The sequence below is a fragment of the Jiangella aurantiaca genome (assembly GCF_004349105.1).
Classification (GTDB): Bacteria; Actinomycetota; Actinomycetes; order Jiangellales; family Jiangellaceae; genus Jiangella; species Jiangella aurantiaca.
The window spans coordinates 103,026-126,638 of the sequence record NZ_SMLB01000015.1; the positions used below are offsets into that span (position 1 = coordinate 103,026).

Genomic DNA, 23,613 nt, shown 5'->3' on the forward strand with positions numbered 1-23,613 from the left:
CATAACCACCGGTCCCGAGACTGCCTCTGCGCCGTCCGGCATCCCGCCCGGGCGGACCGACAAGGAGGCCAGTCGTGACCATCCCCGCCGGTACACCGCACGCTCACACCAGGCGCAGCTTCCTCACCCGCGTCGGCGCCGTCGGCGGCGCCTCGGCGCTCTACGGCAGCATGGAAGCGCTCGGCCTGTTCGCCTCGCCCGCCGAAGCCGCCACGGACTTCGCCCCGCCCCGCGCTGCCGACCTGCCCGACGCCGTCCGCGCCCGCGGCACGAAGGTCGTCATCCTGGGCGCCGGCACCGCCGGGCTGGCCGCGGCGTACGAGCTGGCCAAGGCCGGCTACGACTGCACCGTGCTGGAGGCGCGCGACCGGCCCGGCGGCCGGGCGAAGTCCATCCGGCGCGGCGACCAGCTCACCGACACCGACGGCGTGACCCAGACGTGCCGGTTCGACGAGGGCCTCTACTTCAACGCCGGCCCGGCCCGCATCCCGAACCACCACGTGACGCTCGACTACTGCCGCGAGCTGGGCGTCGCGATCGAGGCGCTGGTCAACGCGAACGCCGAGAGCCTCTACTACCACGAGAACGCCGGCGCCACCGACTACGGCGAGCTGGCCAGCACGCCGGTCAGCCACCGGCAGGCCAAGGCCGACGTCTACGGCTACATCTCCGAACTGCTCGCCCAGGCCGCCGACCAGGGCGCCCTCGACACCGTCCTCAGCACCGACGACGCCGAGCGGCTGATCGAGCTGGCGAACAGCCTCGGCGGGCTGACCGGCGGCAAGTACACCGGCAGCAGCCGCCGCGGCTACGTCGACGCTCCCGGCGCCGGCCACGACGCGGGCGTCGTCGGCACGCCGCCGTCGATGTCGGCGATCCTGCAGAGCCGCTTCGGCACCCGATTCTCCTTCGAGTTCGGCTTCGACCAGGCGATGATGATGTGGCAGCCGGTAGGCGGCATGGACCGCATCTCCTCCGCGCTCGCCGCGGCAGTCGGCGGCAAGCGGCGCATCACCTACAACGCGCCGGTCACCCAGATCACCAACCTGACCGACGGTGTCCGCGTCAGCTACCGCCTCAACGGCCGGACCCGGACCATCGACGCCGACTACTGCATCGCGACCATCCCGCCGATGGTGCTCAAGAGCATCCCGACCAACTTCGCCCAGGCGACGAAGGACGCGCTCGCCGTCCCGACAGGCGCGAACACCGGGAAGATCGGCCTGCAGTACGGCCGGCGCTGGTGGGAGGAGGACGACAAGATCTTCGGCGGCATCACCGCGACGAACATGGACATCTCGGGGATCTGGTACCCGTCGTCGGGGTTCCTCGGCCGCAAGGGCGTCGTCGTCGGCTACTACTCCGGCTCGTACACCGACCTCCCGGTCGCCGACCGCGAGAAGCGCGCCGTCGACCAGGGCGTGAAGATCCACGGCGCGAAGTACCGCGACGAGCTGGAGACCTCGTTCTCCGTCGCCTGGCCGAAGGAGCCCTACAGCCTCGGTGGCTGGGTGAACTGGCCCGGCGGGCGCGGCGTCGCCTACGACCACCTGCTGCGCCCGGACGGCCGCACCTACTTCGCCGGCGACCACCTCAGCTACCTCATCGCCTGGCAGGCCGGCGCGTTCGAGTCCGCCCGCCAGGTCGTCACCGTCCTGCACGAGCGCGTCGCCGCCACGGCGGCCTGACCACCCGAAAGGACCCGCCACCATGCGCAAGCCCACCCGCCGTCTGGCCGTCGTCGCCCTCGTGTCCAGCCTCAGCACACTCGCCATCACCGGCAGCGTCGTCGCCGTCACCGGCCTCGGCGCGCCCCGTCCCCAGGAGGTGCGGTTCAACATCGCGGCTCCGGAGCAGGCACCGGACCCGTTCATCGCCAGCGGCGTCGCCGTCGGCAACCAGGTACCGATGTACTTCTCCAGCGGCGTCGGCCCGTCGGCACTGAACACCGCCGCTCCGGCCGGGACGCCGGAGCGCTACGTCGACCCGGCCCAGTTTTCCGACGGCGTGCTGCCCGCCGGCGTCACCGTCACCGAGGCGCAGGGCATGAACGCGATGGCCCGCATCAAGGAGAACCTGGAGTCACAGGGCCTCTCGCTGGCGGACGTCATCAGCATGCGGATCTATCTGGAGGCCCCGCCCGGCGCCGAGCGGGCCGACTACAACGGCTGGAACCGCGCCTACCGCAAGTGGATGGCCAACGTGAACCGGGTGACCGGCGAGGTGATCCCGGCCTACGCGCCGGTCTCGTTCGCCAACGCCACCCGGCCGTCGCGCACCAACCTCGAGGTCGACACGCTGCCGGTCGGCGGCTGGCTGGTCGAGATCGAGGTGGTGGCCGCCTACTCGCGGGGCCGCTGAGCCGCACGACCCGTCACCGGCGTCGGGGTCGCCACGTCGTCGTCCCCCTGCTGCCCATTCTCTTGGCCGCGAAACCGCGCCTCAAGCGGACTATTGGGCGCTTCGCGCGGCGATGACCGCTTGACCCGCGGCCCCGCGGCCTAAGAACGGGCACCAATCAGGGGGACGGGGCGAGTCTGGGCACACCTCAAGGTGCACCGGCGTGGTGCAGTGTGCCGTTGCTGCCTGTGGATAGTGATGATCATCAACGATCGCGTACATCACCAGGAGAACTAGAGCGTCAACACGCTTGCAGGCGTGGTGATGCTCTAGAAGACCTCATGATGGCCCCGGAATCGCCGGCAAATCTCACCACGTGGACACCACGCCGGCCAAACGTCCCGCCCGGACGGGCCTGACGCCCGTACGTCCCCAGATCACCGGTGCGCCTGGGCGGGCTGGGCCCGCTCTTCCCCCGTCCCCTGATAGCTGCCCGTTCTTCGGCCGCGTGCGCGCGGGTCAAGCGGTCATCGCCGGCGCGAAGCGCCCCCAAAGTCCGCTTGAGGCGCGCGTGCGCGGCCAAGAGAATGGGCAGCAGGGGGACGGCCAACGTTCACACCCCAGCCAACGCGGAAACCCCCGCGAACGCGTCAAGTCCCGCGAGCCGAACAACCCACCACGCCGCCGACGCCCGCCGACGCCCTGACCGTCGTCCTCCACCGCAGCGGCTCAACAGGTGAGAAGGACGCACGGATCAGGTCGGAGAGCCGAGCATGATCACAGAAGCACGCACTCAGAGCGTGCGCCAAAGCAGCAGCAGGGCGCGGTCGTCGGCGTCGGAGGAGGCGACGGCGTTGATGAGCTTCTGCGCTCCGCCGGCGAAGCCGTGCGCCACCAGCCGTTCGGCCTCGCCCTGCAGCTTGTCGATGCCGTCGGACAGATCCCGCCGCGGCGCCTCGACCAGCCCGTCGGTGTAGAGCATGAGCGCGTCGCCGGGGCGCAGGCGGCCGGTGACCGGCTCGTAGTGCTTCTGCTCGTAGACGCCGAGCAGGCCACCCTCGGTGTCGAGGGTGGCCCAGCGGCCGGAGCCGGCGTGGAAGTGGATCGCCGGCGGATGGCCGGCCGAGCGGACCTCGTACTCGCCGGTGGTGAGGTCGACGACGAGGTGGACGGCGGTCGCGAACCCCTCGGGCCAGCGCTGCCGCAGCAGGTAGGCGTTGGCGGCGGGCAGGAACTGGTCCGGCGGCAGTGAGCCGAGCAGGCCGCCGAACGCGCCGGACAGCAGCAGCGCGCGGGTGCCGGCGTTGTGGCCCTTGCCGGACACGTCGACCAGCGCGAGCTCGAGCATGCGGCCGTCGGTGGACCGCGAGGCGACGGCGAAGTCGCCGGAGAAGCTGGACCGCTCGGCGGCGTGGTGCTTGAGGTCGATCTGCCAGCCGCGCCCCAGCGGCGGCATCCGGCCCTGGGCGGCCAGCCGGTCGCGGAGGTCGACGAGCATCGACTCGCCCATGGTGCCCTGCAGCCCCAGCCGGGCCCGCGACCGGGCCAGGCCCAGCGAGACCACCCCGGTGATGCCGACGACGGCGGTGACGGCCACGAAGGTCTGCCCGCCGCCGATGACGACGCCGCCGGCGATGAGGCAGAACGCGACGGTTCCCACCAGCCAGGCCAGCGCCCGCGGCGGCACGAACAGCCCGCCGAACAGCAGCGGCAGCACCAGGGCGATGGCCGGGACGATCGACTCCCACTGCACCATCGACAGCCCGAGCAGCAGGGTGGCGGCGAGCAGGACGGCCATGACGACGGGCTCGCGGAGGAGCCGTCGCGTCAGGGCGCTGGCCGGACGCCCGCCGAAGAACGCCCCCGCAAGCCCGAGCACGCCAGCCGATCGGGTCGTCACACCTGGACCCTAGCGGCAAAGCCAGCGTGGGAGGAACATCACACAGAATTGCCGGCGATGGCGCGTCAATGCTGGCAGTTCGGGCACCAGAACAGGTTCCTGGCCGCCGCTCTTCCGGCCGCGACGGGGGTGCCGCAGACGAGGCACGGCTGCCCCGCGCGCCGGTAGACGTACACCTCACCGCCGTGGTCGTCGACGCGGGGTGGCCGGCCCATCGCCTCGGGCTCGTGCTCGGGCCGGACGGTGTCGATGCGGCCGGTCTTGACGCCGAGCTCCATCAGCCGGGCGAGGTCATCCCAGATCGCCCGCAGTGTGGCCGGCGGCACGGACAGGCCCGGCCGCGCCGGGCCGACACCGGCGCGGAACAGCGACTCCGCGCGGTACACGTTGCCGACGCCCGCCACGACCGACTGGTCCATGAGCAGCACGCCGATCGGCGCCCGGCTGCGGCCGATCCGGGCCAGCGCCGCCGCCGGGTCGTCGCCGCGCAGCGGGTCCGGGCCGAGCCGCGCCTCGACGGTGGCCTTCTCGTCGTCGCCGACGACCTCGCAGCGGGTCGGGCCGCGCAGGTCGGCGTGGGCGTCCGTGGTCGTCAGACGCATCCGCACCTCACCACGGACCGCGCCATCCGGCGCCGGCGCGGCGACCACGTCGAACTTCCCGTACAGCCCCAGGTGGACGTGCACCCACCGCCGCCCGGCGAACCCGACGAACAGGTGCTTGCCGTGCGCCTCGGCCCGTTCCAGCCGGGACCCGGAGACGACGGCGGCGCCGGCGGCGAACCGCCCCTGCGGACTGGACACCTCGACCACCCGGCCGCCGAACACCTCACTCAGTTCGCCGGCCAGCCGGTGGATCGTGTGGCCCTCGGGCACGTACCGTCCTTCCTATGAACGATCGCGAGAAGGGCGTCCGCAAGCTCGACCAGGTCGACCGGCGTTCCCAGGTCGGCGTCTCGCGGGCGCTGCGGGCTCGCGACGTGTCGCGGCCTGCCGCGGCCGACGTCGAGGCCGCGCTGGAGCGGATCGAGAAGACCCCGCTGCCGCCCCGGACCAGCCCCAAGGGGAACTAGCCCCACGGCCGACCGCGGGGTCCCAGGGCTGCGGCGGGTCCCACATGGGAAAAGAACTAGTCGGCCGGCGCCGGCAGCGGAGGAAGCTCGCCGTCAGTCTCGTACCGACTGAGCATCGCGATGCGGCGGCCGTGCCGCTCGCTGCCGGAGAACGGCGTCTCCAGGAACGTCCGCACGAACGCCGCGACGTCCTCGAACGGGTGCATGCGAGCGCCGACGGCCAGCACCTGGGCGTCGTTGTGCTCGCGGGCCAGCCGCGCGGTCTCCTCCGACCACGCCAGCGCGGCCCGGACGCCCTTCACCTTGTTCGCGGCGATCTGCTCGCCGTTGCCGGAGCCGCCGATGACGATGCCGAGGCTGCCGTCGTCCGCCGCCACCGCTTCGCCCGCCCGCAGGCAGAACGTCGGGTAGTCGTCCAGTTCGTCGTAGACGAACGGGCCGTGGTCGACGACCTCGTGGCCGCTGTCGCGGAGCATCTCGACGAGGCGGTTCTTGACTTCGTACCCGGCATGGTCGGAGCCGACGTGGACGCGCATGGGCGCCAGTCTGCCGTACGTCAGTCGAACATCGGCTCCCGGGTGCGCGTGCGCTTGAGCTCGAAGAAGCCGTCGTACGAGGCCAGCGCGCGCACGCCGTCCCAAACCCGGCCGGCCTCGTCGCCCTTGGGCGCCGGCGACATGACCGGGCCGAAGAACGCGTATCCCTCGACCGCGATGACCGGGGTGCCGACCTCGGTTCCGACCTGGTCCATCCCGGCGTGGTGGCTCTGCTTCAGCGCGGCGTCGAACTCGTCGGTGTCGGCGTACGCGGCCAGCGACGCCGGGAGCCCCACCTCGTCGAGGGCGGCGGCGATGACCTTGCCGCGGTCTCGCTCGTGCCCCGGGTGGAACCGGGTCCCCAGGGCGTCGTAGAGCGGCTTGACCCACTCCTGGCCGTGCAGCTCCTTGGCCGCGGTGACGACGCGCACCGGTCCCCAGCTGCCGGCCATCAGCCGGTTGTACTCCTCGCCGAGGTCGCGCTCGGCGTTGAGGTACGACAGCGACATCACGTGCCATGTCGCCTCGATCGGCCGGACCCGCTCGACCTCCATGATCCACCGAGACGTCATCCACGCCCACGGACAGATCGGGTCGAACCAGAAGTCGACGGGGGTCGTCTCGCTCATGTGCTGTCCTTGTCACGATTGACGCGTCAATGAGGTCTCGATCTGGCCAACCCCGCGACGGCACGGTCGATTCCCGGGGCCCACGGCCAGCACGACGACGGATGTTCTGCCAGGATCGACGCCATGTCTGGCACGAACCTGACCCGCGACGAGGCTCGCGAGCGCGCGTCCGTCGTCGACCCCTCGTCGGTGCGGTACACCGTCGAACTGGATCTCACCCGCGGCGAGACCATCTTCGGGTCGACGACGACGGCGACGTTCGCCGCCGCTGAAGGCGCCGAGACCTGGCTCGACCTCATCGCGCCTGCCGTGCACGAGGTCGTCCTCAACGGCACCGCGCTCGACCCGGCCGAAGTGTTCGACGGCAGCCGCGTCCGGCTCACCGGCCTGGCCGGCGAGAACGAGGTCAAGGTGGTCGCCGACGCCGCCTACATGCACACCGGCGAGGGCCTGCACCGGTTCGTCGACCCGGTCGACGACGAGGTGTACCTCTACTCGCAGTTCGAGGTGCCCGACGCCCGCCGCGTCTACGCGTGCTTCGAGCAGCCTGACCTCAAGGCCGAGGTCACGTTCCTCGTCGACGCGCCGTCGGGCTGGGAGGTCGTGTCGAACTCGCCGGGCAAGGCCGGCCGGGTCAGCCACGGCAAGAAGCGGTGGACGTTCGAGCCGACGCCGCGGCTGTCGACGTACGTGACGGCGATCGTCGCCGGCCCGTACCACGTCGAGCGCTCTGAGTACGTCGGCAAGGAGAAGACGATCCCGCTCGGGCTGTACTGCCGCAAGTCGCTGGCCGAGCACCTCGACGCCGACGAGCTGTTCGACGTCACCAGCCGCGGCTTCGGGTTCTTCGAGGACGTGTTCGGGCTCGCCTATCCATTCGCGAAGTACGACCAGCTGTTCGTGCCGGAGTTCAACGCCGGCGCCATGGAGAACGCCGGCGCCGTCACCCACCACGAGGACTACGTCTTCCGCAGCCGCGTCACCGACGCCGCCTACGAGCGGCGAGCCGAGACGATCCTGCACGAGATGGCGCACATGTGGTTCGGCGACCTCGTCACCATGCGCTGGTGGGACGACCTCTGGCTGAACGAGTCGTTCGCCACCTGGGCGTCGGTGCTGTCGCTGGCCGAGGCGACCCGGTGGAGCGACGGCTGGACGACGTTCGCCGTCACGGAGAAGCTGTGGGCGCTGCGCCAGGACCAGCTGCCGTCGACGCACCCGATCTCCGCCGACATCCGCGACCTCGAGGACGTCGAGGTCAACTTCGACGGCATCACCTACGCCAAGGGCGCCAGCGTGCTCAAGCAGCTGGTCGCCTGGGTCGGCCGCGACGCGTTCCTCGAGGGCGTGCGGGCCTACTTCGCCGAGCACGCATGGGGCAACACCTCGCTCGCCGACCTGTTCGCGCACCTCGAGCGGACCAGCGGCCGCGACCTCTCGGCGTGGAACGAGCAGTGGCTGCGTACCGCCGGCGTGAACACGCTGCGGCCCGTGGTCACCGTCGACAACTCCGGCGCGTACACGTCGGTGGCAGTCGAGCAGACCGCCGCGCCCGAACACCCGGTCATCCGGTCGCACCGGGCCGCCATCGGGCTCTACGACTACACCGACGACGGCACCCTGGCGCGGCGGCGCCGGATCGAGCTGGATATCGACGGCCCGCGCACCGAGGTCGCCGAGCTGCGCGGCGAGACCCAGCCCGACCTGCTCCTCGTCAACGACGACGACCTCACGTTCGCGAAGGTGCGCCTCGACGACCGCTCGCTGGCAACGGTGGTGCGCTCCATCGGGTCGCTCGACCCGCTGCCGCGGGCGCTGTGCTGGACCGCCGCCACCGACATGCTGCGCGACGCCGAGATGTCGGCCAGCTCGTTCGTCGAGCTGGTGCTCGGCGGCATCGAGCGCGAGACGTCGATGGGCGTGGTGCAGCACGTGCTCGCCTCGGCCCGGGCCGCGATCGACCTCTACGCCTGGCCGGCCAACCGGACGGTGCTGTCGTCGCGCTGGGCGGCGGCGCTGCGGCAGCTGGCCGGGAAGGCCGAGGCCAGCAGCGACCGCCAGCTGGCCTTCACCCGGGCCTGGGTGGCGGCCGCGGCCAGCGACGAGCACGTCGCGGAGATCGCGGCGCTGCTCGACGGCGACGAGTCGCTGCTGCCGGGCCTGGTCGTCGACACCGACCTGCGGTGGACGCTGCTGCAGCGGCTGGTCGTTCTTGGTGTCAACAGTGCGGCCGACATCGAAGCCGAGCTCGAACGCGACAACACCGCCACCGGGCAGCGGCAGGCCGCCTACGCCCGGGCGGCGGTGCCGACGTACGCCGCGAAGGCGGCCGCCTGGCAGGCCGTCGTCGAGTCCGACGAGCTGCCGAACGCGCTGCTCACGGCGACGGTGCGCGGCTTCGCCCACCCCGAGCAGCGCGAGCTGGTACGTCCGTACGTCCAGCCGTACCTCGACGCCGTCCCGCGGGTGTGGGCGGAACGGACCAGCGAGAGCGCTCAGGCGATCATCACCGGGCTGTTCCCGCGGCTGCTCGCCGACGCCGCCACGGCGACGACCGTGCGCGCCTGGCTGGAGACCGCGGAGCTGCCCGACGCCGCCCGCCGGCTCGTCGTCGAGGGCCTGGCCGACCTCGACCGGGCGCTGCGTGCGCAGGACCGCGACCGGCAGGCGGGCTGACGGGTTTTGTGCGGGCTTTCATCTACGATGTAGATGACGGTTCCGAGCAAGGTGGGGGATCAAAGACGTGCCACGAGTAGCAGCCCGCGAGTCCGCCGGCGGCACCCAGAGCGTCGAGCGGGCGCTCTCGCTGCTGTCCGCATTCACCGAGGAACACCCGGAGCGGCGCATCTCCGAGCTGGTGGCCGCCACCGGGCTGGGCCAGTCGACGGTGTCGCGGCTGGTCGGTGCGCTGGTCAACCTCGGGTACCTGACCCACCACGGGCGTAGCGGCCTGTACGGCATCGGGCCGCGGGTCATCACGCTGGCCGGCATCGGGCTGAACCAGTCGCCGGTGCACCAGCAGTCCCGCCAGCTCGCACAGAACCTCGCGGCGTCACTCGGCCTCGGCGTCAACGTCGCCGAACGCCAGGAGGCCAACCTCTTCTATCTGTGCCACTTCGAGGGCGCCAACTCCCCGCGGCCGTCCACGCTCATCGGCCGCGGCGGCCCGCTGCACGCCACCGCCATGGGCAAGGCGCTGATCAGCGAGCTGCCGCCGGACGAGCTGCGCGGGCTGATCGGCACCGACTACGCGCGCTACACCCCGCACACCATCACGTCGTACGACAAGCTGTCCGCGGCGCTGCAGGAGGTGCGCTCGCGCGGCTACGCGACCGAGCTGGAGGAGCTGGCGTTCGGCCGGGCCTGCGTGGCCGCGCCGATCCGGGACCGGTCCGGCCAGATCATCGCCGCACTGTCGGTGTCCGGCCCGCTGTCGGCGATGAACCTGCCGGCCCGGCAGGACGAGCTGGCGATGATCGCCATCGAGCGCGCCGACCAGATTTCGTCCAACCTCGGCTACCACGCCACGGTGACCGCGCTCCCCTCCCCATGATCATCAAGGATCGACCACGTCATCGTGTGGTCGATCCTTGATGATCACGGGGCGGCGGCGCGGACGGCGGGGAGGACGTCCTCGGCGAAGGTGCGCAACTGGGACGGCGGGCCGCCGAAGACCAGGACGTCGGCGCGGTGCTCCGCCGCCAGGACGCTCAGCTCGTCGATCCACTGCGACACCGGGCCGGCCAGGTAGCCCTCGGACACGCCGTCGGTGATGGTGCCGCCGACGTTGAACACGCGCCGCACGCCGGACGGGTCGCGGCCGGCGGCGAGGGCGGCGCCGTCGACCCGCTCGTTGAGCTCCGGCAGCCGTCGCAGCACGTCGGCGTTGATCGACGGGACCCAGCCGTCGGCGAGCCGGCCGGTCAGGGCGAGCGCTCGCGGACCGTACGCACCGACCCAGATGCCGAGGTCGTGCACCGGCAGCGGGCCGGAGTGCACGCCGCGCAGGTGGTAGTGCTCACCCTCGAACCGCAGGCCGCGGTCGCCGCTCCAGAGCCGGCGGATCACCTCGATCGCCTCGCCGAGCGACGCCAGCGCCTCGCCCGGCGTGCGGCGCTCCCCGCCGTAGCCCTCGATCGCGTTCCAGAACGAGCCCGCGCCGAGGCCCAGCTCGAACCGTCCGCCGGACAGCACGTCCAGCGACGCCGCGGTCTTGGCCAGGACGCCGGGCGGACGCAGCGGCAGGCACGCGACGTCCGGGAAGACCCGCAGCGTCGACGTCGCGGTCAGAATCGCGCTGGACAGCGCGATGGTGTCGACGAACCGGCGCTGGTACGGGTGGTCCTGGATGCCGACATACTCGAGACCGAGCGCCTCCGCCGTCCGGGCGATCTCCACCAGCGGGTCGGCAGCGTTCGGGACCAGGAAGTAGCCGAAGCTCACCACGTCGACGGCCTCCGATCGCGCCACGGCCGGGCCGCCTCCAGCTGCGCGGCCAGCGCGAGCAGCGTCTCCTCGGCGCCGTGCCGCCCACCCAGCATGACGCCCACCGGCAGCCTCACGCCGTCGGCGTCGGCCGTCTCGAGCGGCAGGCTGACGGCCGGCCAGCCGGTGAGGTTCCAGACGCTGGTCCACGGCGTGAACGCCATCTGCCGGGCGAAGTCGCCGGCCGGGTCGGCGTCGTCGCGTTGCGAGCCGAGCGGCGCGGGGAGCTGGGCCAGCGTCGGGCTGAGGATGACGTCGTAGGCGGCCCAGGTGGCCGCCGTCTCGCGCGTCGTCGTCTGGATCAGCCCGAGCGCCGACGCGTACTCGAGGCCGCTGACCGACCGGCCCTTCTCGCGTAGCCAGCGCGTCAGCGGCAGCAGCAGGTGCTCATGCTCCGGCGGCACGGGCGCGCTCAGCGCCAGCACCGACCAGATCGACTCGAAGGAGTCCCAGCGCTCGGCCGCGAACGGGACCGGCGCCGGCTCGACCTGGTGGCCGAGGTCCTCCAGCAGCCGCGCGGTGCGAACGGCCGCGGTGAGACACGCCTGGTCGACGGGCGCGCCGTCGACGATGACCGGCTCGGTGAGCAGGCCTATACGCAGCCGGCCGGGGTCGCGCTCGCAGGCGTCGAGGAAGCTGCTCTCCGGCGACGCCAGCACGTACTGGTCGCCCGGCCAGTTCTGCGACAACACGTCCAGCAGCGCCGCGGTGTCGCGCACGTCGCGGGTGAGCACGCCGTTGATCGCCAGGCCGGCGCCCTCCGGGCGGTACGGGCCGGGGCTGACGCGGCCACGGGTGGGTTTGAGGCCGACCAGCCCGCAGGCGCTGGCCGGGATGCGGATCGAGCCGCCGCCGTCGCTGCCGTGCGCGACCGGCACGATGCCGGCCGCGACCGCCGCGGCGGACCCGCCGCTGGACCCGCCGGCCGACCGCGAGGTGTCCCACGGCGTGCGGGCCGGCGGCGCGATGTCGGGCTCGGTGTACGGCGGCAGGCCGAACTCCGGCGTATTCGTCTTGCCGATCATCAGCGTGCCGGCCTGGCGTAGCAGGGCGACGACGCCGTCGTCGGCGGGCGCGACGAAGTCGCCGAGAGCTTCACTGCCCGACCGGAACGGCACGCCGGCCACCATCGCGAGGTCTTTGACCGGGCACGGGACGCCCAGGAACGGCGGCAGCTCGTCGTCGGACCTCGCCTGCTGGAGCAGGACCTCCGCCTCGGCGGCCTGCTCGCGGGCGAGGTCGGGGGTCATGGTGACGAAGGCTCCGACGGACGGGTCCAGCCGCTCGGCCCGCTCCAGCGTGTACTCGACCACCTCGGACGGCGACACCTCACGCTTGCGGACCGCCGTCGCCAGCTCCAACCCGGTCAGCTCATGGATCTGTGTCACGTCTTCGACCCTACGGCGCCTGGCCGCCCAGGGACCGGCCGACCGGCCACGCCCGGACGAGTTGATCATGGAGAAATGCGGGTTCCGGATGCCCGGGAACCCGCATTTCTCCTTGATCAACCGGAACGGATCCTTTCATGATCTTGCGGACGTTGTCACAGCCGGCGGTTATGGTGACTTTCACAGATGCGCGGCCGTCCCCGGGCCGTGGCAGCGACAGTACGAGTTCATCGGAGGCGGCGATGAGCGACGACGGCCGGACGTCCGGCGTGCGTCCCACGGGGCCGCCCGGCGGCTTCGAGGACCCCGATCCGCCCCCGGCCACCGGCCTGCGGCAGCGCTGGTCGTCGGCGTCGGGCACCACCACCCCGCGGCCGCTGCGGCACCGCCGCACCGCTGACCTCTCCACGCTGGCGTCGCTGGTCCTGGCGCTGCCGTGGTTCCTGTTCAGCCTGACGGTGGTCGGCATGGTGGGGCTGGGCATCGGCGCGCTGGTCGGCAACACCACCGTCGTGCCCATCCTCTGCATGGTGCTGTGGCTGCTCAGCGGCGTGCTGATCTTCTACCGGCCGGTCGAGGTCGGGGTGGCCCGGTTCTTCCTGCGCGCCCGCCGGCCCACGCCCAGCGAGCGCGACCGGCTCGAGCACGCCTGGTACGAGGTCACCCGCACCGCCGGCCGCGACGGCGTCAAGTACCAGCTGTTCATCGAGGACAGCGACGCCCTGAACGCCTACGCCGCGTCCGGGCACATCGTCACGGTGACCCGCAAGACGCTCGACGCGATGCCGCACCACCACCTGGCCGCCGTGCTGGCGCACGAGCTGGGCCACCACCTGGGCGGGCACCCGTGGAGCAACCTGCTGGCCTACTGGTACTCCGTGCCGGCGCGGTTGCTCACCCGTGTGCTCCGGCTGGTGCTGCGGCTGGTCGTCGCGCTCTTCTCCACGGTGTTCGCGGTGGTCGCCCGCATGCCGGCGCTCGCGTCGTTCATCGCGAGGCTCATCACCTGGTCGCTCCTCCTGTTCGTGGTGTTCTTCGTGACGGTGCTCATGGCCACGGCGGTGCAGTCCGGCCAGACGTGGGCGCCGCCGGCGGTCGCGCTCATCGTGCTGACGCCGCTGATCCTGCCCTGGCTGGCCCGGCGCAGCGAGTACCGCGCCGACCGCATCGCCGCCAACCTCGGCTACGGACACGCGCTCATCGAGGTGTTCGAGGACTGGCTGCGCCAGGGCATGGACGACGACCGCCGCAACTTCGTGCTGCGGGCCCGGCTGTTCAGCACCCATCCGGCGCTGGCAGCGCGCATCAAGCGGCTCGACGCCTATCTGCGGAAGAACGCGTAGGAGACCCCATGCCGATGCGACGACGCCGACGCGGCGAGACCCCGTGGGACGTGCTGCGCGACGCCCATCCCGACGCCGCCGTGGCGATGGACCGCCTGGTGCAGGACGGCCGGCTGTCCGACGTCGACACCGCCCGCATCAGCGGGGCGCTCCATGCCCGTGCAGACGATTCCGCGGCGCTGGCCCAGCTGGCCGACGAGATCGTCCGGTACGGCCCGGCGGCGCTGGCGCACCCGTCGGCGCTGCACGACCTCCCGGTGCCGCGGCTGGCCAAGCACAACATCGCGCTGGGGCAGGTCCGGCTCGGCCGCACCGTCCAGGACCCGCACGCCGACACCGTCATGACCCAGGACTTCGGCATCGACCACGACGTCCTGCGAACGTCGCTGCTGGTGATCGGGCCGCCGGGGTCGGGCAAGACGCGCGGGTTTGCGCTGCCCATCGTCGAGCACCTGTCGCTGTCGGCGCTGGCCGGGCAGGCCAGCGTCGTGGTCGTCGACCCCAAGGGCGACGACTTCGCGCACGCGGGCTGGTTCGACGTCACCATCGACCCGCTCAACCCGACCACCGGGTTCGACCTCTACGGCGGCACCAATCACCCCGACACCGCGGCCGACCGGCTGGCCAGCGCCATGCTGCCGCCGTACGTCACCGACGACATGGCCTACTTCATGGACGGCTCTCGCAACGCGCTGTACGCGTGCCTGGCGCCGTTCCATCTGGCGTTCGGACGGTGGCCGAAGATCCGCGAGATGCTGGCGCTGCTGCGCTCCGAGCAGGGCATGACCGACCAGGTCAAGGCGAACCTGCGCGGCCCCGACGGCAAGGAGGCCAAAGCGCTGCTCGACAGCCGCCGCGACCAACTGGCCCGCAACGCCGACCCGGCCGCGTCGCTGGTCGAGCGGTTCCAGCTGCTGGCCCGCCCACGGCTGATGGACCTGTTCGACCGCGAGAACACCTTCCGCATGCATGACATCAACAAACCGCTGCGGGTGCGGGTGTCGCTGCCCGAGGCGGAGTTCCCCGACGCCACCCGCATCCTCGCCCGGCTGGTGGTGTCGCAGTTCGTGCAGGTCACGTCCGCGCCCGACACCAACCGCGGCATCTTCAAGGCGCTCGCCATCGACGAGGCCGGCCGGTTCGTCGACGACTACGTCGCGCGCGGCGTGCAGAAGCTGCGGTCCAACAACGCCGGGCTCGTCCTGCTGGCGCAGACCATCAGCGACTTCCCGGTCCAGGTCCGGGCGACGGTGTTCGGCTCGGTCGGCTGCAAGGCGGTGTTCGGCGGCATCGACCCCGTCGACGCCAAGGTGTTCTCCGACTGGTTCGGCGACCACTGGGTGTCCGAGGTCAGCTACAGCCAGGGCGAGGCGACCGGCCTGGCCCGCACCACCGGCAGCTCCCGCGACAGCCGCGGCGGCTGGAACCGCTCCGACGGCGAGACCCGCAACTGGGGCGTCACCAAGGGCACCAACCTGCGCCGGGTCGAACGTCCGCGGTGGACGGTGTCCGACATCGTCACCCGCATCCCGGCCGGCCACTGCGTGGTCGCGCTGTCCCGCTCCGACGGCACCCGCACCGGCCCGACGCTGATCAATCTGCGCGCCTGACGGGGCGCTTACGGGAGATCAGCAGGACGTCCCCGTGCAGCGCCGCCGCGGCCGTCCACACACCCACCGTCACGCGCGGGCCCCTTTCCGGCTATAGTTCCACCCGTGATCGCGGTCCGTCGGTATCCGTATTTTGCGCAGGCTCCGGGTGGAGCCGGGCGTGTCATGCGCTGACCGACGAACCACCCGGAGCCAGCAGGGCAGAGACGTCACGTCTCTGCCCTTCGTCATGAGACGGGCCGGCTCGAAGGCGATCCGACGGGGCGTCCCGCTCGTCGTAGAGGAGACGTTGCACCCATGTCCGAACCCCAGTCCCCCACCGGCGACCTGCGCGTCACCGGGTTCCAGCCGTTGGTCCCGCCGGCCCGGACGCTGGCCGAACTGCCGATGGACGAGGAGCACGCCGCACTGGTGCGCTCCAGCCGGGCCGACGTCCGCCGCATCATGGCCGGCGACGACGACCGTCTGCTGGTGGTGGTCGGCCCGTGTTCCGTGCACGACCCGGTGGCGGCGCTGGACTACGCCCGGCGGCTGAAGCCGGTCGCCGACGCGTTGCGTGACGACCTCGCCGTCGTCATGCGGGTGTACTTCGAGAAGCCGCGGACGACGGTCGGCTGGAAGGGGCTGATCAACGACCCCGGCTTGGACGGGACGTTCGACGTGCAGCGCGGCCTGCGGATCGCCCGCGAGCTGCTGTTCGAGGTGCTCGGCGCCGGACTGCCGGTGGGCTGCGAGTTCCTCGAGCCGATCAGCCCGCAGTACATCGCCGACGCCGTGTCGTGGGGCGCCATCGGGGCACGCACGCCGGAGAGCCAGGTGCACCGCCAGCTCGCGTCCGGCCTGTCCATGCCGGTCGGCTTCAAGAACGCCACCAGCGGCGACGTCCAGGCGGCCATCGACGGCTGCACGGCCGCCGCGCACGGGCACGTGTTCTTCGGCGTCGACCACGACGGCCGCGCGGCCGCAGTCAGCACCGCCGGCAACCCCGACTGCCACGTCATCCTGCGCGGCGGCAGCGCCGGCCCGAACTACGCGCCGGAGCACGTCCGCGACGCGCTCACGCTGCTGCACAAGGCCCAGCTGCCGGAGCGGCTGGTCATCGACGCCAGCCACGGCAACAGCGGCAAGGACCACGAGCGGCAGGCCGTCGTCGCAGGCGACATCGCCGTGCAGATCGCGGCCGGCCAGCGCGGCATCGCCGGTGTCATGCTGGAGAGCTTCCTGGTGGCCGGGCGGCAGGACATCGGCAGCACGCCGCTGGTCTACGGGCAGAGCGTCACCGACGCGTGCATGAGCTGGGAGACGACGGAGAACCTGCTCGGCGACCTGGCCGCGGCGGTCCGGACCCGGCGCACGGCAGCCGCCTGAGCGGCGGTCACGTGGCAAGCCCGCGCTGGACGGTGAGCGTGGCGAGCAGCGCGGGCAGGGCGGGGAAGAACAGCGGGACGGCGGCCGGCGTCGTGAGCCAGCCGCCGACGGCCAGCACCACGACCAGCACCGCGACGGCCACCGTCGCCAGCGGCCGCCGCCACGCCACCTCGGCCGTGACCTGCCACGACCGCACCGCCGGCAGGTCGACGTGCGCCACGACCGCGGGCAGCTGCAGCAGCGTCGCGAGGTACCCGGCGGCGAGCACGGCCATCCCCCAGACCAACGGGGTCGACCGCGACAGCAGCAGGTAGAACACCACCACCCACACGGTCAGGATCGGCACGCCCAGCACGAGCTGCGACGACCGCAGCGACGACCGCCAGGCGGCCCAGTAGTCGTGCCACAGCCGCGGCGACCGGTCCAGTACGTACGCCCGCAGCACCGCGTACAGCGCGGCCGTCGCCGGGGCCAGCCCGAACAACACCAGCCCGGCTAGCACGCCGAGGAGCCACAGCAGGTTCAGGACGGCCAGCCGCACGGGCCAGTCGAGGTACCCGTACAGCCGGCCGAACCGTCCGCCGACCTCGATGTCCGCCATGGTCCTCCCGAGCGTCACAGATCCAACGCCGTCAGGATGTCATCCAGCAGCGCGCGGCCGCCCGCGTCCAGCGTCTTGGCCGGCAGCCGGACGGTCGCGTGCCCGATGATGCCGCGGCGCACCAGCACCTCCTTGTGCACCGCCCACGCGATGCCCTGCTGCAGGCCGTGCACGATCAGCGGCAGCAGCTTCGCGAACTCCTGGCGCGCCCGCGCCCGCTCGCCGGCGTTCCACGCCGCCAGGATCGGCCCGAGCAGGTCGGGGAACTCGCAGGCCGGCATGGTGCCGATCGAGCCGCGCGCGTACTCGTCCAGCACGAACTGCGCGTTCTGCCCGCCCAGGACCGCGAACCCGCCGTCCTCGTCGGCGACGGCGTCCGCGACGGCGCCGACCTTGGGCACCGTCGGCGGCGCCTCGACCTTGACCGACGTGACGCCTTCGAGCTTGCTCAGCTCGACGATCAGCGACGGCGACATCGCGACGCCGGTGACGCCTGGTGCGTCCTGCACCATGACCTCGGTGCCGGCCGCGACTGCGAACTCGCCGATGCTGCCGTAGAACTCGACCAGCTGGTCTGGGCCCGGTTTGACCATGAACGGCGGCAGCACCATGAGCGCGTCGGCGCCGCCGGTCGCCGCCTCGCGGGCCTGCTCCAACGCCGTCACCGACGACGTCCCGTTCACCCCGGCGACCACCGGGACGGCGGTCCCGACGACGGCGCGCACGTCGCGGAGGATCTCCTGCCGCTCCTCCAGCGTCAGCGCGAACCCCTCGCTGGCCATCCCGAACACCGCGACGCCGTCGACGCCGGAGGCCAGCTGGAACTCGACCAGCCGCCGCAGGCCCGGCCGGTCCAAGGCGCCGTCGGGGAGAAAGGGAGTGGCCAGGATGGGGACCAGGCCGTGGACGGTGTGACTCATACGGTTCGACTCTCCTCGGCGATCGTGCGGACGGCTTCCTCGTCGACGTCGACCCCAAGACCGGGGCCGGGGGGCAGCGGGATGCGGGCCGGCCCGGCGGCGACCGGCGCGCGCAGGATCCGCTGCCCGACGTCGGTGGACACGGGCTGGTACTCGAACACCTCCAGCAGCTCGATGGCCGCCGCGACGTGCAGCCCGGCGGCCAGCGCCACGGCCAGGCCGGTGGAGTGGTGCGGCGCGACCGGCACGTGCCGGGCCGCGGCCAGCTCGGCGATCACCATGGCCTCGGTGATGCCAGTGCGGCCGACGTCGGGCTGGGCGATGGCCATGGCGCCGGCGTCGAGCCACTGCCGGAACTCGTACCGATGCCGCAGCGACTCGCCGGCGGCGATCGGCACCGGCGACCGGCCGGCCAGCTCGGCGTGCCCGGTGACGTCCTCCGGCGCCAGCGGTGCCTCGAGGAACCAGCCGTACCGCTCGGCCAGACCCTCGGCCAGCCGCAGCGCCTCGGTGAGCGAGTACGCCCAGTGCGCGTCGACGGCCACCCGCAGCGCCGGCGCGGCACCGCGGACCGCGTCGACGGTGGCGAGGTCGGCCTCGACGCCGTACCCGAGGTGCAGCTTCACCGCGGTGGCGCCGCGGTTCGCCCAGTCGCGGGCCAGCCAGGCCCGCGCGGCGTCGGACGGCCGCGGCAGCCCGGACACGTAAGCCGGCAGCTCGGTCCGGAACGCGCCGCCGAGCAGGTCGGCGACCGGCCGCCCGGCCAGCTTGCCGGCCAGGTCCCACAGCGCGATGTCGACGGCGGCCAGCGCGTCGGCCTGGTACCCGGCGAGGTGGCCGCGCTCGCGCATCAGGTCGCGCAACCGGGACCACGCCGGCCGTGGCCGGGTCGCGTCCATGCCGCGCAGCACCGGCGCGAGCAGCAGGTCGACGATCAAGCCGGGCACCTCGGGCGCCACCGGCGCCAGCGCCTCACCCCAGCCGGCGGTGCCGTCGTCGGCCGTCACCTTGACCAGCAGCGTCTCGAACCGGTCGGAGTACAGGCTGCGCCAGGGCTCGCGCACGGTGTAGCCGGGGCCGATCGCGCTGCCGTCGCGGAGCGACCCGAGGTACGCGTCGTCGGCGGCGACCTTCAGGATGAAGGTCTCGACATCACAAATCAACATCGCGCATCCGGAGAGGGCTTGACTTGATGCAACATATGCGTAACTCTCCCACATAGTGCACGCAGCCTTCAATATCAGGAGCGGCAGTGGCATCGGAGCAGGGCACGAACCAGAGCGTCGAGAAGGCGGCCAGCGTCCTCGCGGCCTTCCTCGACGGCCGTGCGCTGCGCGTCTCCGATGTCGCGAAGTACGCGGGGCTGGGCCAGTCGACGGCGTCGCGGCTGCTGGCGACGCTGGAGTCGCTCGAGTACGTGGAGCGCGACCCGGCCAGCAGCCTGTACCGCCTCGGCCCGGCGCTGCTCACGCTGGCCGGTGTCGCCATCAACCAGCACCCGGTGCACCGCGAGGCCCGGCAGGCCGCGCAGCTGCTGGCGGGATCGCTGGGCCTGGGCGTCAACGTCGCGATCCGGCACGGCTCGTCGCTGTTCTACCTGTGCAACTTCGAGGGCCGGCTGGCGCCGAAGTCCTTCACGCTGATGGGACAGCGCAATCCGCTGCACGCCACCGGCATCGGCAAGTGCCTGCTGCTCGCGCTCACCCCGGCCCAGCGCCGGGAGCTCGTCCCTGACCTGCACCGCTACACGCCGCGCACCATCTGCGACCACGACGAGCTCGACGCCGCGCTCGACCTGGCCGCGCACCGCGGCTATGCCACGGAGGTCGAGGAGCTGGCGCTGGGACGCTCCTGCGTCGCGGCCCCGATCCTCGACCAGTCCGGCAGCATCGTCGCCGCGCTGTCGATCTCCGGCCCGCTCTCCGCGCTGGGACTCGCAGACGGCGACCCCGAGCTGGCCAGCACCGTCATCGAAGTGGCCGACTCGATCAGCGTCGGCCTCGGCTACCTCGGTCCTCAGCACGCGCCGGCGGAGCGAAACTGACCCCCACGTTCACCGACAAAGGAGTCCGCGAGAACCATGTCCCGCACACGACGCACGCTGCGCTGGGCCGCCGCCGTAACGGCCGTCGCCCTGACGGCCACCGGCTGCAACCTCGTCGGCAGCGGCGAGGACGACAGCGGCAACGACGACGCCTCCGGCGAGAACGTCACCATCACCGTCGCACTGGTGCCCGACCCGCCCGGTGCCAGCGAGTTCTACCGGGCCCAGTTCGACCAGTTCGAGGAGGAGAACCCGGGCATCACGGTCGAGGTCGTCGAGAACCCCTCCGACCAGCAGCTGGGCGCCGTCGAGCTGATGTTCCAGCAGGGCGACCCGCCGGACGTGTTCCGGGCCCAGGCCGACGGCTTCGACCGGATGTACGAGCGCGGCTGGGTCCACTCGCTGGAGGAGTTCGTCACCGACGAGTTCATCGAGCGGTTCCCCGAGGGCACGATGAACCCGTCCACGTCCGGCCTGCACCGGGGCGGCGAGCTGTACACACTGCCGCTGGTCTCCGGGAAGTGGGACGTGCGGGTCCTCGTCTACAACGAGGCGGTCCTGCGCGAGAACGGCTACGACGGGCCGCCTGAGACGTGGGGCGAGATGGAGGAGATGGCGCGCACCATCACCGCGAACGGCGGCGGCCAGGTATTCGGCTACGCGCCGGCGTCCGGCAAGGCCGTCGCTGTGGAGATGCTCGCCCAGACCGCCGCGCCGTACTCGGTGGTCCAGGACGGCATCGACTTCCGCACGGGCCAGCCGGCCACCGCGTCGCCGGGCATGGTCGAGGCGGTCGAGCTGCACCGGCGCATGCAGGCCGACGGCGTCATGGTGCCGGGCTGGGAGAGCTGGGACGGCGCGCGGGCGTTCACCGAGTTCGCCGCCGGGACCATGGCCATGTACCCGACCGCGCCGTGGCACATCGCCGAGATCCGCAAGCTGAACCCGGAGATCGAGATGGGGATCGCGCCGCTCCCCGTGCCCGACGACGGACGCGGCGCGTACACCCCGACGAAGCAGTCGTTCCAGCCGATCTGGTCGATGTCGTCGGAGACCGAGCACCCGGAGGAGGCGTGGAAGGTCATGGACTTCCTGGCCTCCGAGGACTTCCACCGCGCCTACTACGAGCAGTTCGGCTCCTTCACCGCGCTGGAGAGCGCCTGGGCCGACCAGGCGCGGGAGAACCCAGACCAGGCCGCCATCCTGTCAGCGGCCGAGGAGACCATGCGCGTGGTGCCCAACCCGATGCTGCTCAGCGAGGGCGGGGCGGAGATCCTGCGGGCCCGGGCCCAGCGGCCGGAGCTCAAGCACACCGATGCCGCGGTCGACGCGATCATCAACAACAAGCCGTTCCTGCCGATCGCCCAGGGCCTGGACCAGCAGCTCCAGGCGTTCCTCGACGAGACGCTGGCCGAGCTGAGCGGCACCGCGACGAGCGACGACATCACATTCCCCGACTGGGATCCGCTCGAGAACTACACCCCGGAGCAGTAGTCCATGGCTTCGACGTACGCAGCTGCCCGGCGGCCTCGCGCCGCCGGGCGCTGGCGCCGCCACGCGTGGAGCTACGCGTTCCTCATCCCCGGCATCCTGCTGTTCGGCGGCTTCTCGCTCTGGCCGCTCATCGCCAGCTGGTGGTACGCGTTCTTCGACTGGGACGGCGTCGGCGCGCCGACGGACTGGGTCGGCCTGGACAACTTCCGTGAGGTCCTCGGCTCGAGCGACTTCTGGGACGCGTTCTGGCACTCGTTCCTGTTCTCGTTCGCCGCTCTGGTCATCGAGCTGCCGCTGGCGCTGGTCCTCGCGATCCTGCTGAACAACGCCTGGCTGCGTGGCCGCAACGTGTACCGGCTGGCGCTGTTCCTGCCGGTGGTCACGACGACCGCCATCGTCGGCATCGTGTTCGCCGTGCTGCTCGACCCGATCCGCGGCGTGGTCAACACCGCGCTCTCCGATCTGGGCCTGATCGACTCCTCGATCAACTTCCTCGGCGACACCACGACGGCGCTGCCGACACTCATCGGCATCGACATCTGGAAGGGCTTCGGCATCACGCTGATCTACTGGCTCGCGGCCCTGCAGACCATCCCGAAGGACATCCACGAGGCGGCGCTGATCGACGGCGCCAACTCACGGCAGTCGCTGCGCTACGTGGTACTGCCGATGCTGGTGCCGCTGGCCATCGTCATCCTGCTGCTCGTCTTCCAGCGCAGCCTCAACACGTTCGACCTCGTGCAGGCGACGACACAGGGCGGGCCGAACTACGCGACCGACGTGGTGCCGACCTACATCTACCGGTTCGCGTTCGACCCGTTCCTGCAGGCGCCGCGGTACGGCTTCGCCTGCGCTGCCGGCGCGGTCTTCGGCCTGATGACGTTGCTGATCGCTCTGCTGCAGGGACCGCTGCTGCGGGGCCGGTACAAGGCGGGAGCACTATGAGTACCACCGAACTCGCCCGAGAGATCCGGCAGGAGCCGGTGCCCGTGGCCCGACCGGACCGGCGCAACCGCTGGCACCGGCTGCGTCCGAAGCTGTGGCACCTCTTCCTCATCCCGTTCTGCCTGCTCTGGGTCTATCCGTTCATCTGGATGGTCTCGGCGGCGTTCAAGTCGCAGCGCGAGATGCTGCTGGGCGGGCTGTCGCTGATCCCGGAGGAGTGGACGTTCGACAACTTCGAGCGGGCCTGGACGACGGCGAGGTTCGGCGAGTACACCCTCAATACCGTCACGTTCTCGATCACTGTCGTGCTGCTGGTGCTGATCGCGTCGTCGACGATGGGCTACGCGCTGTCCAAGCCGGATCTGCCGGGGAAGAAGGTGATCATCGGCATCCTCGTGGTGACGATGTTCATCCCGCACAGCTACTCGATCATCCCGGTGTTCCTGCTGATCAACGACCTCGGACTGAACAACGGCCTGCTCGGCGCCGCGCTGGCGCAGGCCGGCCCCGCACTCGTGGTGCCGATCCTACTGTTCATGGGATTCTTCGCCGGCATCCCTCGCGACCTGGAGGACGCCGCCCGGGTGGACGGCGCCGGTTACCTGCGCACGTTCTACCGGGTGCTGCTGCCGCTCGCGAAGCCTGTCATCGGCACCGTGGCACTGATGAACTTCGTTTTCGCTTGGAACGCGTTCTTCGTGCCGCTGGTGTTCACCCTCGGTGCTCCGGAGCTTCGCACCCTGGGTGTCGGCATGTTCGCCTTCTTCGGCCAGGAAGGCACCGACTGGACCGGCGTCGCCGCGGGCGCGTGCATCAGCACCATCCCGATCGTCATCGTCTTCCTGTTCCTGCAGCGCACGTTCGTCGAGGGCATCGCCGGCGCGGTGAAGAACTGACCGCCGCGGGCACCGCCCGCGCTCTCGCATCCGACCCCGTGC

At 71.7% G+C, this 23,613-nt stretch carries 21 protein-coding genes; 12 read left to right on the forward strand and 9 right to left on the reverse strand.

What is annotated here, in order from left to right; translation table 11 throughout:
* Positions 1 to 74 precede the first annotated feature (74 nt).
* Positions 75 to 1,688 carry a flavin monoamine oxidase family protein gene (locus E1262_RS13420; protein ID WP_203453835.1) on the forward strand — a complete coding sequence of 538 codons (1,614 nt, stop codon included), beginning with the start codon at positions 75 to 77 and terminating at the stop codon, positions 1,686 to 1,688.
* A 22-nt stretch (positions 1,689 to 1,710) separates the two neighbouring features.
* Positions 1,711 to 2,361: a Rid family hydrolase gene (locus E1262_RS13425; RefSeq protein WP_132103638.1), complete on the forward strand. Its 651-nt coding sequence runs from the start codon at positions 1,711 to 1,713 to the stop codon at positions 2,359 to 2,361.
* Between the two features lie 772 nt (positions 2,362 to 3,133).
* Here the strand turns inward: E1262_RS13425 and E1262_RS13430 are convergent.
* Positions 3,134 to 4,240: a PP2C family protein-serine/threonine phosphatase gene (locus E1262_RS13430; protein WP_132103639.1), complete on the reverse strand. Its 1,107-nt coding sequence runs from the start codon at positions 4,238 to 4,240 to the stop codon at positions 3,134 to 3,136.
* Between the two features lie 65 nt (positions 4,241 to 4,305).
* The gene (locus E1262_RS13435; protein ID WP_132103640.1) at positions 4,306 to 5,115 is read right to left on the reverse strand and encodes an Fpg/Nei family DNA glycosylase; all 810 of its coding nucleotides are present in this window, start codon (positions 5,113 to 5,115) and stop codon (positions 4,306 to 4,308) included.
* Between the two features lie 14 nt (positions 5,116 to 5,129).
* Between E1262_RS13435 and E1262_RS13440 the strand changes: the two genes are divergently transcribed.
* The gene (locus E1262_RS13440) at positions 5,130 to 5,312 is read left to right on the forward strand and encodes a hypothetical protein (RefSeq protein WP_132103641.1); all 183 of its coding nucleotides are present in this window, start codon (positions 5,130 to 5,132) and stop codon (positions 5,310 to 5,312) included.
* Between the two features lie 56 nt (positions 5,313 to 5,368).
* Here the strand turns inward: E1262_RS13440 and E1262_RS13445 are convergent, their stop codons facing one another.
* Together E1262_RS13445 and E1262_RS13450 are read right to left on the reverse strand one after the other, a co-directional pair.
* Positions 5,369 to 5,848, reverse strand: a complete 480-nt coding sequence (locus E1262_RS13445; RefSeq protein WP_132103642.1) for a ribose-5-phosphate isomerase — start codon at positions 5,846 to 5,848, stop codon at positions 5,369 to 5,371.
* Between the two features lie 20 nt (positions 5,849 to 5,868).
* Positions 5,869 to 6,477 carry a mycothiol-dependent nitroreductase Rv2466c family protein gene (locus E1262_RS13450; protein WP_132103643.1) on the reverse strand — a complete coding sequence of 203 codons (609 nt, stop codon included), beginning with the start codon at positions 6,475 to 6,477 and terminating at the stop codon, positions 5,869 to 5,871.
* 123 nt (positions 6,478 to 6,600) lie between these two features.
* On the opposite strand from E1262_RS13450, the gene pepN reads away from it, so the two are divergent.
* Both pepN and E1262_RS13460 read left to right on the forward strand, forming a co-directional pair.
* A complete protein-coding gene (pepN, locus tag E1262_RS13455) occupies positions 6,601 to 9,153 on the forward strand; it encodes an aminopeptidase N (protein ID WP_132103644.1) in 2,553 nt (850 codons plus the stop codon).
* 67 nt (positions 9,154 to 9,220) lie between these two features.
* A complete protein-coding gene (locus E1262_RS13460; protein ID WP_132103645.1) occupies positions 9,221 to 10,030 on the forward strand; it encodes an IclR family transcriptional regulator in 810 nt (269 codons plus the stop codon).
* A gap of 44 nt (positions 10,031 to 10,074) precedes the next feature.
* On the opposite strand, the gene E1262_RS13465 is transcribed toward E1262_RS13460, so the two are convergent.
* Both E1262_RS13465 and E1262_RS13470 read right to left on the reverse strand, forming a co-directional pair.
* A complete protein-coding gene (locus E1262_RS13465; RefSeq protein ID WP_203453836.1) occupies positions 10,075 to 10,947 on the reverse strand; it encodes an LLM class flavin-dependent oxidoreductase in 873 nt (290 codons plus the stop codon).
* Complete coding sequence (locus E1262_RS13470) at positions 10,917 to 12,350, reverse strand: amidase (protein WP_203453837.1); 1,434 nt, start codon at positions 12,348 to 12,350, stop codon at positions 10,917 to 10,919. Before E1262_RS13470 ends, E1262_RS13465 begins: the two co-directional genes overlap by 31 nt.
* A gap of 242 nt (positions 12,351 to 12,592) precedes the next feature.
* Here E1262_RS13470 and E1262_RS13475 point away from each other — a divergent pair, with 242 nt between their 5' ends.
* The 3 genes from E1262_RS13475 to E1262_RS13485 all read left to right on the forward strand — a co-directional run bounded on the left by E1262_RS13475 (position 12,593) and on the right by E1262_RS13485 (position 16,671).
* Complete coding sequence (locus E1262_RS13475; RefSeq protein WP_162605889.1) at positions 12,593 to 13,693, forward strand: M48 family metalloprotease; 1,101 nt, start codon at positions 12,593 to 12,595, stop codon at positions 13,691 to 13,693.
* An 8-nt stretch (positions 13,694 to 13,701) separates the two neighbouring features.
* The gene (locus E1262_RS13480; protein WP_162605890.1) at positions 13,702 to 15,303 is read left to right on the forward strand and encodes a type IV secretory system conjugative DNA transfer family protein; all 1,602 of its coding nucleotides are present in this window, start codon (positions 13,702 to 13,704) and stop codon (positions 15,301 to 15,303) included.
* A 297-nt stretch (positions 15,304 to 15,600) separates the two neighbouring features.
* A complete protein-coding gene (locus E1262_RS13485) occupies positions 15,601 to 16,671 on the forward strand; it encodes a 3-deoxy-7-phosphoheptulonate synthase (RefSeq protein WP_132103649.1) in 1,071 nt (356 codons plus the stop codon).
* Between the two features lie 7 nt (positions 16,672 to 16,678).
* On the opposite strand, the gene E1262_RS13490 is transcribed toward E1262_RS13485, so the two are convergent.
* From E1262_RS13490 to E1262_RS13500, 3 genes are read right to left on the reverse strand one after another with little or no spacing between them, the layout of a single operon-like run.
* The gene (locus E1262_RS13490) at positions 16,679 to 17,272 is read right to left on the reverse strand and encodes a DUF624 domain-containing protein (protein WP_132103650.1); all 594 of its coding nucleotides are present in this window, start codon (positions 17,270 to 17,272) and stop codon (positions 16,679 to 16,681) included.
* 14 nt (positions 17,273 to 17,286) lie between these two features.
* Positions 17,287 to 18,192 carry a dihydrodipicolinate synthase family protein gene (locus tag E1262_RS13495; protein ID WP_132103651.1) on the reverse strand — a complete coding sequence of 302 codons (906 nt, stop codon included), beginning with the start codon at positions 18,190 to 18,192 and terminating at the stop codon, positions 17,287 to 17,289.
* The gene (locus tag E1262_RS13500; RefSeq protein ID WP_132103652.1) at positions 18,189 to 19,358 is read right to left on the reverse strand and encodes a mandelate racemase/muconate lactonizing enzyme family protein; all 1,170 of its coding nucleotides are present in this window, start codon (positions 19,356 to 19,358) and stop codon (positions 18,189 to 18,191) included. The genes E1262_RS13495 and E1262_RS13500 overlap by 4 nt, the downstream gene beginning before the upstream one ends.
* Positions 19,359 to 19,444: 86 nt before the next feature.
* Between E1262_RS13500 and E1262_RS13505 the strand changes: the two genes are divergently transcribed.
* From E1262_RS13505 to E1262_RS13520, 4 genes are read left to right on the forward strand one after another with little or no spacing between them, the layout of a single operon-like run.
* Entirely contained in the window at positions 19,445 to 20,236 is a 792-nt protein-coding gene (locus E1262_RS13505; RefSeq protein ID WP_132103653.1) for an IclR family transcriptional regulator, read from the forward strand.
* Between the two features lie 36 nt (positions 20,237 to 20,272).
* Positions 20,273 to 21,730, forward strand: a complete 1,458-nt coding sequence (locus E1262_RS13510) for an ABC transporter substrate-binding protein (RefSeq protein WP_132103654.1) — start codon at positions 20,273 to 20,275, stop codon at positions 21,728 to 21,730.
* A 3-nt stretch (positions 21,731 to 21,733) separates the two neighbouring features.
* Entirely contained in the window at positions 21,734 to 22,675 is a 942-nt protein-coding gene (locus E1262_RS13515; protein ID WP_132103655.1) for a carbohydrate ABC transporter permease, read from the forward strand.
* Complete coding sequence (locus tag E1262_RS13520) at positions 22,672 to 23,571, forward strand: carbohydrate ABC transporter permease (protein WP_132103656.1); 900 nt, start codon at positions 22,672 to 22,674, stop codon at positions 23,569 to 23,571. The genes E1262_RS13515 and E1262_RS13520 overlap by 4 nt, the downstream gene beginning before the upstream one ends.
* Positions 23,572 to 23,613 lie beyond the last annotated feature (42 nt).

Bases quoted from the DNA above. Each gene is read 5' to 3' on its own strand.
- E1262_RS13480 (WP_162605890.1), top strand. From the start codon at position 13,702: ATGCCGATGCGACGACGCCGACGCGGCGAGACCCCGTGGGACGTGCTG.
- E1262_RS13515 (WP_132103655.1), top strand. From the start codon at position 21,734: ATGGCTTCGACGTACGCAGCTGCCCGGCGGCCTCGCGCCGCCGGGCGC.
- E1262_RS13425 (WP_132103638.1), top strand. From the start codon at position 1,711: ATGCGCAAGCCCACCCGCCGTCTGGCCGTCGTCGCCCTCGTGTCCAGC.
- pepN (WP_132103644.1), top strand. From the start codon at position 6,601: ATGTCTGGCACGAACCTGACCCGCGACGAGGCTCGCGAGCGCGCGTCC.
- E1262_RS13495 (WP_132103651.1), bottom strand. From the start codon at position 18,192: ATGAGTCACACCGTCCACGGCCTGGTCCCCATCCTGGCCACTCCCTTT.
- E1262_RS13445 (WP_132103642.1), bottom strand. From the start codon at position 5,848: ATGCGCGTCCACGTCGGCTCCGACCATGCCGGGTACGAAGTCAAGAAC.
- E1262_RS13475 (WP_162605889.1), top strand. From the start codon at position 12,593: ATGAGCGACGACGGCCGGACGTCCGGCGTGCGTCCCACGGGGCCGCCC.
- E1262_RS13500 (WP_132103652.1), bottom strand. From the start codon at position 19,358: ATGTTGATTTGTGATGTCGAGACCTTCATCCTGAAGGTCGCCGCCGAC.
- E1262_RS13485 (WP_132103649.1), top strand. From the start codon at position 15,601: ATGTCCGAACCCCAGTCCCCCACCGGCGACCTGCGCGTCACCGGGTTC.
- E1262_RS13520 (WP_132103656.1), top strand. From the start codon at position 22,672: ATGAGTACCACCGAACTCGCCCGAGAGATCCGGCAGGAGCCGGTGCCC.
- E1262_RS13490 (WP_132103650.1), bottom strand. From the start codon at position 17,272: ATGGCGGACATCGAGGTCGGCGGACGGTTCGGCCGGCTGTACGGGTAC.
- E1262_RS13510 (WP_132103654.1), top strand. From the start codon at position 20,273: ATGTCCCGCACACGACGCACGCTGCGCTGGGCCGCCGCCGTAACGGCC.
- E1262_RS13440 (WP_132103641.1), top strand. From the start codon at position 5,130: ATGAACGATCGCGAGAAGGGCGTCCGCAAGCTCGACCAGGTCGACCGG.
- E1262_RS13450 (WP_132103643.1), bottom strand. From the start codon at position 6,477: ATGAGCGAGACGACCCCCGTCGACTTCTGGTTCGACCCGATCTGTCCG.